10 protein-coding genes and 3 tRNA genes are annotated in these 10,704 nt (G+C 71.5%); 7 read left to right on the top strand and 6 right to left on the bottom strand.

The features are described 5' to 3' along the window. Window positions 1-309: 309 nt before the first annotated feature. The 5 genes from ETD96_RS32640 to ETD96_RS32620 form a co-directional block, all read right to left on the bottom strand. Window positions 310-384 (bottom strand) — tRNA-Val (locus ETD96_RS32640). A 5-nt stretch (window positions 385-389) separates the two neighbouring features. Then, a tRNA-Cys gene (locus tag ETD96_RS32635) sits at window positions 390-460 on the bottom strand. A 30-nt stretch (window positions 461-490) separates the two neighbouring features. Beyond that, window positions 491-563: transfer RNA gene (locus ETD96_RS32630), tRNA-Gly, on the bottom strand. A 33-nt stretch (window positions 564-596) separates the two neighbouring features. After that, window positions 597-1,550 carry a CHAP domain-containing protein gene (locus ETD96_RS32625; RefSeq protein ID WP_138640331.1) on the bottom strand — a complete coding sequence of 318 codons (954 nt, stop codon included), beginning with the start codon at window positions 1,548-1,550 and terminating at the stop codon, window positions 597-599. Window positions 1,551-1,704: 154 nt separating this feature from the next. Further along, entirely contained in the window at window positions 1,705-2,508 is an 804-nt protein-coding gene (locus tag ETD96_RS32620) for a universal stress protein (protein WP_138640330.1), read from the bottom strand. A gap of 87 nt (window positions 2,509-2,595) precedes the next feature. Here ETD96_RS32620 and ETD96_RS32615 point away from each other — a divergent pair, with 87 nt between their 5' ends. Beyond that, window positions 2,596-3,177, top strand: coding sequence for a YceI family protein (locus ETD96_RS32615; protein WP_138640329.1), 582 nt, complete (start codon window positions 2,596-2,598; stop codon window positions 3,175-3,177). A gap of 104 nt (window positions 3,178-3,281) precedes the next feature. Here the strand turns inward: ETD96_RS32615 and ETD96_RS32610 are convergent, their stop codons facing one another. Next, window positions 3,282-4,094: a maleylpyruvate isomerase family mycothiol-dependent enzyme gene (locus ETD96_RS32610; protein WP_205719557.1), complete on the bottom strand. Its 813-nt coding sequence runs from the start codon at window positions 4,092-4,094 to the stop codon at window positions 3,282-3,284. 72 nt (window positions 4,095-4,166) lie between these two features. Between ETD96_RS32610 and ETD96_RS32605 the strand changes: the two genes are divergently transcribed. From ETD96_RS32605 to hypF, 6 genes are all read left to right on the top strand, one after another. Then, entirely contained in the window at window positions 4,167-5,087 is a 921-nt protein-coding gene (locus ETD96_RS32605; RefSeq protein ID WP_205719556.1) for a MerR family transcriptional regulator, read from the top strand. A 220-nt stretch (window positions 5,088-5,307) separates the two neighbouring features. After that, complete coding sequence (locus ETD96_RS32600; protein ID WP_138640328.1) at window positions 5,308-6,387, top strand: LLM class flavin-dependent oxidoreductase; 1,080 nt, start codon at window positions 5,308-5,310, stop codon at window positions 6,385-6,387. Further along, window positions 6,384-6,977 (top strand): FMN reductase, encoded by a 594-nt coding sequence (locus tag ETD96_RS32595; protein ID WP_138640327.1) that lies wholly within the window; start codon window positions 6,384-6,386, stop codon window positions 6,975-6,977. The genes ETD96_RS32600 and ETD96_RS32595 overlap by 4 nt, the downstream gene beginning before the upstream one ends. A gap of 51 nt (window positions 6,978-7,028) precedes the next feature. After that, a complete protein-coding gene (locus ETD96_RS32590) occupies window positions 7,029-7,379 on the top strand; it encodes an ArsR/SmtB family transcription factor (protein ID WP_138640326.1) in 351 nt (116 codons plus the stop codon). After that, window positions 7,376-8,011 (top strand): SRPBCC family protein, encoded by a 636-nt coding sequence (locus ETD96_RS32585; protein ID WP_138640325.1) that lies wholly within the window; start codon window positions 7,376-7,378, stop codon window positions 8,009-8,011. Before ETD96_RS32590 ends, ETD96_RS32585 begins: the two co-directional genes overlap by 4 nt. 113 nt (window positions 8,012-8,124) lie before the next feature. Next, window positions 8,125-10,446 (top strand): carbamoyltransferase HypF, encoded by a 2,322-nt coding sequence (gene hypF, locus ETD96_RS32580; protein WP_138640324.1) that lies wholly within the window; start codon window positions 8,125-8,127, stop codon window positions 10,444-10,446. Window positions 10,447-10,704 lie beyond the last annotated feature (258 nt).

The following is a 10,704-nucleotide window of genomic DNA, read 5'->3' as shown; positions in this document are numbered from 1 at the left end:
CTGAACATCACCCTGCCGTTGGTGACGGCGACGCGCACGTCTACGCCGAGAACGTCGCCGTCACCAACGGCAGGGTGATGTTCAGAGTCCGCACTCACTGGAGCGCCCGGCTCGACGTGTGCGTCCACGTGATCGGCTGACCCGACATCCTGGGGCCGATCAGATACGCCAGGCCGCGGGCCGGACAGAACATGGCCGCCCGCGGCATCGACCCCGCCATCCCATCGGATCGGCACGGGTTCGGTGCCATGGGATCGGCATGCTGGCTCGTCAGCAACACAAGCACGGCCCCTGAACTGCACAGGAGTGTGGTGGGCGATACTGGGATTGAACCAGTGGCCTCTACCGTGTCAAGGTAGCGCTCTCCCACTGAGCTAATCGCCCTTGCGAGGTGGAGACGGGATTTGAACCCGTGTACACGGCTTTGCAGGCCGTTGCCTCGCCTCTCGGCCACTCCACCAGAGCGAGGCCTGTTCGAGGGGCCTCTCAGAGCGGACGACGGGATTCGAACCCGCGACCCTCACCTTGGCAAGGTGATGCTCTACCAACTGAGCCACGTCCGCAGGCGGGCCGGTGGGTGACCCGCAGGCATAACTTTAGCGGACTCCCGGCGTGGTTGCGTACTGGGACTCGGCGAGTTCGGCGTGCAGGGAGTTCCAGAACGCGAGCTCGCCGTCCTCTTCCAGGTGGGCGATGCGGCCCCAGAACTCGCGGTCCTCGGCCTCGTGGGCGGCGGCGAGGGAGAGGGCCGGCATGACGGCGGTGCCGGCTTCGGCGCGGTCGAGGTCGGCCGGGGTGATGTCGGCGGGCAGGGCGACGGGGGTCCACGGGCGGTGGTGCTTGCCGCGCTTGCGGACGCGGATCGGTGCGGCGCTGGGGGCCTTGGCGGCGGCGGCGCGTCCGGCGGTGAGGGCGAGCGTGCCGCAGAGGACGAAGGCGAGGATGCCGCCGAGCACGACCTCCTGGGTGGGGAGGTTCTGCGGGGTCGAGTGCTCCTGCTCGTAGGTGTTGGTCGCGGTGACGGGGGAGCCGACCTTGTCGACGGTGGGGGCGGGAGCCGCGTGCTTGGGGGTGTACGTGGCGACCTTGACCTTGGACGGGTAGCCGAAGCCGACGACGTGGTCCATGTCGCGGGTCTTGCGCATGAGCTTGTAGCCGTCGGCGTTGCCCTCGATGGTGTGGAGGGTGCGGCCGTCGACCTTCTCGACGATGCCGACGTGGTCGATCTGGTCGATGTCGCCGGAGCCGTTCCAGTCGTAGAAGACGATGGCGCCGGGTTCGGGGTCGTGGCCCCAGGCGTCGTTCTTCTTGAACCACTGGGCGTGGTCGACGGTGGAGGCGAACTGCCCGGCCTGGTCGGTGACGTCGGCCTTGTCGGCGGCCCAGGCGAGGAACATGTCGCACCAGGGGGCGGTGGAGAAGTACTCGTCGTGGTCGCCGTCGACGTTCTTGCGGTACCACTCGCCGAACTTGGTGTACCCGTCGCCCTTCTCGGTGTAGCCGAGTTCGGTCTTGGCGATGTCGAGCAGCTTCTTGCCGATCGGGTCCATCTCGCTCCCCTGCGCCTCGCTCGTTCGGGCAGGGTGCGCCCGACCGGGGCGGAACGTGCCCCGCTCCAATGGTCACGCTCCGATCTCGACGGAATGTAGCGGAGGTAAACGAGGGGCGGCAAGCGGTTCCCGATAAACGGTCAAAACGGACTACTCAGTAGTAGCCACGCGGGAGGACGGTGACCGGACACGGCGCCGCGCGCAGCACCTTGAGCGCGACCTCGCCCAGGAAGACGCGGTGGGCTGCGGCGTCCTCGCTGGACGCGCACACGAGCAGCTCGCCGTCGGTCCAGTCCGCGTCGTCCAGCGCGTCGGCCACGTCGTCGCCCTCGGCGAGTTCGGCGGTCACCTCCTCCGGGAGCAGGTCGGCCGAGTCGAGGGCGAGCCGGATGGCGAGCGCCAGGTCGTCGCGGAGCGGGTCGCCGGCGACGTCCCCGACGGCGAGCGTGACGAGGCGGAGCGGCACCTCCAGCCGCTCGGCGGCCTGGGCGGCGCGGATGACGGCCTCCTCGCACTGGGGCCGCCGGACGTACATGACCGTGATCCGGCTCGGCTCGTCCGGCGGGGCGTAGCCGGACGGGGCGAGCATCACGGCCTCGGTCGCCGAGTGCAGCAGGTGGTCGGCGGCGGCGCCGATGCCGATCCGGCCGCGGGCGCCGCCCTCGGGGGAGCCGACGACGATCAGGTCGGCGCCGATCCGGCTGGCCAGCACGGTGAGCCCGCGCCCGACGCTGCGGCCCTCCTGGACGAGCAGGTCGGCGGGCTGGTCGTCCAGCTGGTCGGCGAGCTGGTCCAGCGCGGCCCGGGCCTCGCCGGCGGCGGCCGGCAGGTCCGGCGGGTGGACGGTCGCCACGCTGAGCCGGCCGCCGGTCAGCGCGACGATGCCGCGCGCGAGGTCCAGCGCCTCCCGGCCGCCCGCGTCGGGGACATAGCCGGCCAGGACGTGTTCACCGATCATGTACCGAGCATTCCCCCGGGGCGGCCCCTCAGACCAGATGGGATTTGAGGTACTTTTTCCTGGTTGTCACTCTTTGGGGGGATTTTCATGGGCGCCGAGGTTTCCGACCTCGAAGCCGGCCGCTGGAGCATCGATCCGGTCCACTCCGAGATCACCTTCACGATCCGGCACCTGATGACCACCGTGCGGGGCTCGTTCCTCGACTTCGGGGGCGAGGTCGTGATCGGCGAGGATCCGCTGGACTCCACCGCCCGCGCGGAGATCCGGATGGGCTCGATCGACACCCGCAGCGCCGAGCGGGACGAGCACGTCCGCTCCGCCGACTTCCTGGACGTCCAGCGCCACCCCGTGATGATGTTCACCGGCACCGGGATCGAGCGCGCCACCGTCGGCCGCCGCGCCCGCTCGCCCCGCTACCACCTGGACGGCGAGCTGACGATCAAGGACGTGACGCGTCCGGTGCGGCTGCTGACCGAGTTCCACGGCGTCGGCGCCGACCCGTGGGGCGGCACCCGCGCGGGCTTCACCGCGACGGCCGCCATCAGCCGCCGCGACTTCGGCATCGAGTTCAACGTCCCGCTGCAGGGCGACCGGGTCATGCTCGGCGACGAGATCACCATCGGGCTGGAGATCCAGGCCGTCCTCGCCACGGCGGACACCCCGGCCTGACCGGGTGCGCCCGACTCCGCGCGCCTGACATGTGGGCCTGACCATGCCCGCGCCTGGCCGCATCCCGGCCGGCCCCCGCATGGCCGGGACGCGGGAGTGTCCGGCTAGATGGCCGTGTGCGCGAGCCAGTGGTCCACCAGGGACGCGTCGCCGGTCACCTTCAGCCCGGCCGCGTCGGCCATGGCGAGCCGCCGGGCGAGCAGCAGCAGCAACTCCTGGACGGGCCCGGCGACGGTCACATCCGCGCCCCGCGCCCTCTCCTCGAAGCCTGCGCCCCCTTCAGAGCCCGGCCCCTCCTCAAAGACGGGCCCGTCCGGCTGGCGGGTGATCAGCCAGCCCGGCAGGGACGGCTCCGCCGGGCGCAGCCACAGCGTCTCGCCCGTCCCGCGCAACTCCGCCAGCTCCGGCTTGTGTGCGGCCGCCGTCGGCGCCGTCAGCAGCCCGAGGAACTCGGTGATCACATCGGCGGCGTGGTCGGGCGCCACCGTGAACGCGGTCCCCGCGGCCAGTGCCGCGTCGGCGTGGTGGACGGCGGACTCGTTCGCCATCCGCCGCAGCCACATGACGGTCGGCCACGCCCCGAGCATGGGGTGGTCGACGGTCTCGTCCGGCTTGGCCTCGACCGCGGTGATCAGTGCCTCCGCACCGTCGCTCAGCCAGCCGGGCCAGGCGGCGGGGGAGTCCGGCACCGTGCGGGGCAGGCTGTCGATGACGTCGGTGCCGCCCGTCCGCACCAGGTCGGTCGCCCACAGGTACGCCTGGCCGACGTGCCCGACCAGGTCCTGCAGCGTCCACTCCGGACAGGTCGGCACCCGCGTGGACGGGTCAGCGCCCGCCGCGACCTCCGCGAGCCCCCGGGCATGCTCGCGCAGGCCCTCCTTGAAACGTGCGGCCTCCAGCACGTCGTCTCCCTCCATAGGTCTTCTGCAGTGGTCTCCTCGTTGGCGCTCGTAAGGTAGGACCTCCAGCCTGCTGGAGGTTCAACTGGTGTGAGCGAAGACACAACGCTGGGGATCGGCGACCTGGCGGCGCTGACCGGGGTGTCCGTGCGCACGATCCGCTTCTACTGCGACGAGGGGCTTTTGGAGCCTGAGCGCAGCGCGGGCGGGCACCGGCGGTTCGACGCCGCGGCGGTGGACCGGCTCCGGTTCGTCCGGCGGCTGCGCGCCCTCGGGCTCGGCCTGCCGGCCGTCACGTCCGTCCTCGCCGGGGACCGCTCGCTGGAGGAGGCCGTCACCGCCGAGCGGCGCGCCGTCGACACTGAGCTGGCCGCGCTCGCCTGGCGCCGCGCCTCGCTGCGTGCCGTCGAGCAGGCCGCCCCGGCGGACCGGGCGGCGCGCCTGGACCTGCTCGCCGCCGTCCACGACGGCCCGGCCGCGCGGGACGTCCTGCTGGAGTTCTGGCGCCGCCGTATCCTGGTCCCGCTGCCGGACGCGGCGGTGCGCGAGTTCCTGGAGCGCAGCGTGCCGGAGCCGCCCGCCGACCCGACGCCCCGGCAGGTCGTCGCCTACGCCGGGATGGTCGCCGTCGCGAGCGATCGGCCGCTGCTGCGCGAGTTGCGCGCCCTCGGCCGGGTGAACGCCGACCGGGTGCGGGACGAGCCGACCCTGATCACCGGTCTCGGCGAGGCGGCGGCGCTGGCGGCCCCGCTGGTCGCCGCAGGCGCCGAGCCCTGCCCCGGTCCCGCCCTCGACCTGTTCGTCGCGGCGCACGCGGCCGGCCGGGACGAGCGCGACACCCGGCGCTTCCGGCGCGACCTGCTGCCCGCCGTCGCCATGGAGCAGGACCCGCGGCTCCGCCGGTACTGGACGCTGTTCTCCGAGGTCACCGGCGAGCCCGCGACCGCCGGAACGATCAACACCTGGCTGGTCGACGCGCTCGAACGCGACATCGCGCACGCCGCCGCCTGACGCTCTGACGGACTGGCCAGGAGCTCTGACGCTTTGAAGCTCTGACGCTCTGGAGCACCCCTGCCGCACCCCCGGCACGCAGGCCCTGGCATGCCCCCTGGGCTGGCCCCTGGAGGCCCTGGTCCGCTCCCCGGAAGGCACTGGTCGGCGGCCGGAATACGCGCCCTGCACGCGCGGTTCCGGTAGAATAGTTGAAGGTTCTACTATTTCGGAGGCCGCCATGCAGTTCGGGATCTTCACGGTCGGCGACGTCACGCCCGACCCGACCAACGGCCGGGAGCCGACGGAGGCCGAGCGGATCAAGGCGATGGTGGCGATCGCGCTCAAGGCCGAGGAGGCGGGCCTGGACGTCTTCGCGACCGGCGAGCACCACAACCCGCCGTTCGTGCCGTCCTCCCCGACGACGATGCTCGGCTACATCGCGGCCCGTACCGAGCGGCTCATCCTGTCCACCGCGACCACGCTGATCACCACCAACGACCCGGTGAAGATCGCCGAGGACTTCGCGATGCTCCAGCACCTCGCCGACGGCCGGGTGGACCTGATGATGGGACGCGGCAACACCGGCCCGGTCTACCCCTGGTTCGGCAAGGACATCCGCGACGGCATCGCGCTCGCGATCGAGAACTACCACCTGCTGCACCGGCTCTGGCGCGAGGACGTCGTCGACTGGGAGGGCAAGTTCCGCACGCCGCTCCAGTCGTTCACCTCGACGCCGCGCCCGCTGGACGGCGTGCCGCCGTTCGTCTGGCACGGCTCGATCCGCAGCCCCGAGATCGCCGAGCAGGCCGCCTACTACGGCGACGGCTTCTTCGCCAACCACATCTTCTGGCCCACCGAGCACTTCCAGCGCCTCATCGGCCTGTACCGGCAGCGCTTCGAGCACTACGGGCACGGCTCCGCCGACCAGGCGATCGTCGGCCTCGGCGGGCAGGTGTTCATGCGCAAGAACTCCCAGGACGCCGTCCGCGAGTTCCGCCCGTACTTCGACAACGCGCCCGTCTACGGGCACGGGCCGTCGCTGGAGGAGTTCACCTCCGAGACGCCGCTGACGGTCGGCAGCCCGCAGCAGGTGATCGACAAGACCCTGACGTTCCGCGACCACTTCGGCGACTACCAGCGCCAGCTGTTCCTGATGGACCATGCCGGGCTGCCGTTGAAGACCGTCCTGGAGCAGATCGACATGCTGGGTGAGGAGGTCGTCCCGGTGCTGCGCAAGGAGTTCGAGGCGCTGCGCCCGGCGCACGTCCCGGCGGCCGCCCCGACCCACGCGTCCCGCCTCACCGAGGAGGTCCGATGACGACCCTCGCCGTCGTCTCCGCCGGGCTCGGGCAGCCGTCCTCGACCCGGCTGCTCGCCGACCGCCTCGCCGCCGCCGCGGCCGAGGCGCTCGGCGCGGACGCCGCCGTCGAGACGATCGAGCTGCGCGACCACGCGCACGCCATGGTCGACGCGACGCTCACCGGCTTCCCGTCCGGGCCGTTCCGGGAGGCCGTCGAGACCGTGGCGGGCGCCGACGGCCTCATCGCCGTGACGCCCGTCTTCAACGCGTCCTACAGCGGCCTGTTCAAGACGTTCTTCGACGTCGTCGAGCGGGACTCGATGGAGGGCAAGCCCGTGCTGCTCGGCGCGACCGGCGGTACGGGGCGGCATTCGCTGGCCATCGACTACGCGATGCGCCCGCTGTTCGCCTACCTGCGCGCGACCGTGGCCCCGACGGCCGTCTACGCGGCGTCGGAGGACTGGGGGAGCGGCGAGACCGGCCTGCCCGACCGCATCGCCCGCGCCGGCGCCGAACTCGCCGCGCTGATCCAGGCCCGTCCGGCCCCGGCCAAGGAGGACCTCTACGAGAACCCCGTGCCCTTCGAGCGGCTCCTCGCCGGCGGCTGAATCCCTTTTTAAGGCTTGGCTTATATAAGCTGAGCCTGTAGTTTTGGGGACGTGCACGCGTTCGATGTTCTGGGTGACCCGGTACGGCGTCGGATCCTGGAGCTGCTCGCCGACGGCGAGCGGTCCTCCGGTGAGGTCACGGCCGTCGTCCGGGAGGAGTTCGGGATCTCCCAGCCCGCGGTCTCGCAGCACCTGAAGGTGCTCCGCGACAGCGGGTTCGCGGTGGTGCGGGCGGAGGGGACGCGCCGGCTCTACGCCGTCGACGCCGCTCCGCTGCGGGAGATCGACGCCTGGCTCGACCGGTTCCGCCGGTTCTGGACTCCGCATCTGGACGCCCTGGCGACCGAGATCGCGCGGGGCAGGCGCGCACGCCGAAACGACGACTCAGGGAGCGAACCATGATCGAAGTCACGGGGCAGATCAACGCGGTCCGGCGCGCGGTCGGCGAGCGGGTACTGGAGACCGGCACGGCGCGCACCGCGACGGTCAGCCAGGTCTACGACACCGACGTCGAGGACCTCTGGGACGCCGTCACCAATCCCGAGCGCATCCCGCGCTGGTTCCTGCCCGTCTCCGGCGACCTCCGGCTCGGCGGCCGGTACCAGCTCGAAGGCAACGCCGGCGGGACGATCGAGCGCTGCGACCGGCCCAAGGGCTTCGCCGCGACCTGGGAGTACGGCGGCCAGACGTCCTGGATCGAGGTCCGCCTCACCCCGGAGGCGGACGGCCGGGCGCGGTTCGAGCTGGAGCACATCGCCCACGTCGGCGACGACATCTGGGACCAGTTCGGCCCCGGCGCCGTCGGCATCGGCTGGGACCAGGGCCTGCTCGGCCTCGCCCTGCACCTGGCGACCGGCAAGAGCGCCCCGGACGAGGTCGGCCCCGACTGGTCCCTGTCGGACGAGGGCAAGGAGTTCACCCGGCAGAGCGGCGAGTCCTGGTTCACGGCGCACGTCGCCGCCGGCGCCGACGAGGCCGCCGCCCGCGCCGCCGCCGACCGCACCATCGCCGCCTACACGGGCGAGGCGGAATGACCCTTCGGACGTGACGCCGCTCCGGCGTCCCCTGTCCGGCGCCGGTCAGCCGTAGAACGCGCTCTGCCTCGCCTTTCCCGGGCCTTGGAGCGCGGCTCGGCAGAATGACGCGGATGGACGTGAGGATGGGCGTCCGCGTCGAGGGAGTCGTGCAGGGCGTCGGATTCCGGCCGTTCGTGCACGGGCTCGCCACCGGCCTCGGGCTGTCCGGGCTCGTCGGCAACGACGCGGGCGGCGTGTTCATCGAGGTCGAAGGCGCACCCGACGAGATCGGCCGCTTCCTGGACGGGCTGCGCGCGCGCCCGCCGCGGCTCGCGGTCGTCGAACGCCTCACCACCCGTCGGCTGGACGTGCGCGGGCGGGCCGGCTTCACGATCGTGGGCAGCGACGCGTCGGGGGAGCGCCGGGCGCTCGTCTCCTGGGACTCCGCGACCTGCGACGACTGCCTGCGCGAGATGCGCGACCCGGGCGACCGGCGGTACGGATACCCGTTCATCAACTGCACGAACTGCGGGCCGCGCTTCACGATCGTGAAGGACGTCCCGTATGACCGTCCCAACACCACCATGGCCGGCTTCGCGATGTGCGGGGCGTGCGCCGCCGAGTACGCGGATCCGGCCGACCGCCGGTTCCACGCCCAGCCGACGTGCTGCCCCGCCTGCGGCCCTTCCCTCATCCTGCACACGCCCGGCGACCACCGTGGGGTCGTTCGCGACCTCCATGTCGCTTGTGGGTCGGGCCCGTATGGCGCTTCTGGGGTGTCTGGCGTCTGCGATCCGCATGCCACTTGGGGGGAGCCTGTTGTTCGCGACCCGCTGCAGGCTGCGCGTGATCTGCTCGCTGCCGGCGCCGTCCTCGCGGTGAAGGGCCTCGGCGGCTACCACCTCGCGGTGCGGGCGGCGTGCGGGAGTGCGGTCGCCGCGCTCCGCGCCCGCAAGCACCGCGAGGACAAGCCGTTCGCCGTCATGGTCCCCGACCTGGCCGCCGCCCGGAGCCTGTGCGCACTGTCCGACGCCGAGGAGGCGCTGCTCACCGGCCCGCGCCGCCCGATCGTGCTGGCGCGCCGTCGCCCGGACGCGGCACTCTCCGACGCCGTCGCACCCGGCGGCCGGTACCTCGGGCTCATGCTGCCCTACACCCCGCTGCACAACCTCCTCGTCACCGAACCGGTCGTGCTGACCAGCGGGAACATCTCGGACGAGCCGATCGCCCACCGGGACGCCGACGCGCTCGAACGCCTCAGCGGGATCGCCGACGGATTCCTGCTGCACGATCGCCCCATCCACACCCGCACCGATGACTCCGTGGTGCGCGTCTTCCGGGGACGCACGCTGCCGGTGCGCCGGTCTCGCGGCTACACGCCCGAGCCGCTCCCGATCGCGAAAGGGCGCTCCGTCCTGGCGTGCGGCGCCGAGCTGAAGAACACGTTCTGCCTGACCCGCGACGGCCGGGCGTTCCTTTCCCAGCACATCGGCGACCTGGAGAATTACGAGACGCTCCGCGCCTTCGAAGAGGGCATCGCGCATTTCCGGCGGCTCTTCGACATCGTCCCCGAACTCATCGCCTACGACCCGCATCCCGAATACCTGTCGACCAAATACGCGCTCGACCAGGATCTGCCGGTCATCGCCGTCCAGCACCACCACGCGCACATCGCCTCCTGCCTCGCCGACAACGGCCTTGACGGCCCGGTGATCGGCGTCGCGTTCGACGGCACCGGATACGGGACGGACGGCACGCTCTGGGGCGGCGAATTCCTCGTCGCCGACCTCCACGGTTTCGAAAGAGCCGGCCATTTGGACCCGGTTCCGCTGCCGGGCGGCGCCGCCGCGATCCGCGAACCCTGGCGGATGGCGGCCGCCTACGGCGTCCCCGAAGACCTCCCGGTGGCCGGACGCCCCGAGTGGCCGACCGTGGCGGAAATGGCGCGGCGCAGCGTCAACGCACCGCTCACCTCCAGCATGGGACGGCTCTTCGACGCCGTCGCCGCCGTCCTCGGCGTCCGTGACCGCGTCAACTACGAAGGCCAAGCCGCAATAGAACTGGAGCAGCGCGCCGACCACTCCGAACGTGCCGCATATCCGGCGGCCATCACCGGATCGGTGTCTTTCACCGTTGCCGGGGACGACCTACTGGACGCGGTGGTGACCGACCTGCGCGCGGACGTTCCCGTTCCGGTGATCGCCGCCCGCTTCCACAACGGCGTCGCCGCGCTGGTGGTGGACGCCGCGTCCCGAATACGCGAGAGGACCGGCCTCGGTGTGGTCGCTCTCTCCGGCGGCGTGTTCCAGAACATGCTCCTGCTGGAACGGACTGCATCGGGCCTCGCGGACGCAGGTTTCGACGTGCTGACCCATCACCGCGTCCCACCCAACGATGGCGGTATCAGCCTCGGCCAGGCGGCCGTGGCCACCGCCCGGCAATCTTGCGGTTGACCTCGCGTGCGGTGTCTTTCGCAGGGAGCCGGCTTGTATTCATCGAGCACGCCGCGTGGGTAGTCATGAGAGGCCATTTGCGCCAATGAGCCGCGCGGCGGCATAGGGGACGGCATGATCATCCCATGGTGCAATGCCGTTAAATTAGCCTGACCGTCAGGGTGTTATCCACATATCCACAGGCGTCGCAGGTCCATGTGGAGTTCGTGAAAGCGATTGAAGCCTCGCTTGCGGAGGCATATGTTGCCGATGTGCCTG

Source organism: Actinomadura geliboluensis (assembly GCF_005889745.1).
Lineage (GTDB): Bacteria > Actinomycetota > Actinomycetes > Streptosporangiales > Streptosporangiaceae > Spirillospora > Spirillospora geliboluensis.
Note: the sequence above shows the minus strand (reverse complement) of the source record. Positions and strands in the feature narration are given on the sequence as shown.